Genomic DNA, 309 nt, shown 5'->3' on the forward strand with positions numbered 1-309 from the left:
TTACAGTATGAGTGCCGTTGCCGTTGTCTTTAACATCGGCTTTAGCATTCTTACCGTCTGCACCAGTGTCACCTTTAGCACCGGTATCACCTTTGTCGCCTTTATCGCCTTTGTCGCCTTTAGCGCCTTGGTCACCTTTAATACCTTGGTCACCTTTATCGCCTTTGTCGCCTTTGACGCCTTTATCGCCTTGGTCACCTTTAGCACCGGTATCACCTTTGGCACCAGTTGCACCATCTTTAACGATGGTAGTAGTGGTATTACCTTCGCCGTCAGTGATGGTTACAGTGTGAGTGCCGTTGCCGTTGT

1 protein-coding gene is annotated in these 309 nt (G+C 49.2%); it reads right to left on the reverse strand.

Features of this window, described 5'->3' with window-relative positions; translation table 11 throughout:
* Window positions 1-309: collagen-flanked surface repeat-containing protein (locus HMPREF2700_RS09475; protein ID WP_210389898.1), on the reverse strand; the 309-nt coding region annotated here is incomplete at both ends.

The organism is Neisseria sp. HMSC068C04, from assembly GCF_001810105.1.
GTDB classification, from domain to species: domain Bacteria; phylum Pseudomonadota; class Gammaproteobacteria; order Burkholderiales; family Neisseriaceae; genus Neisseria; species Neisseria flavescens_B.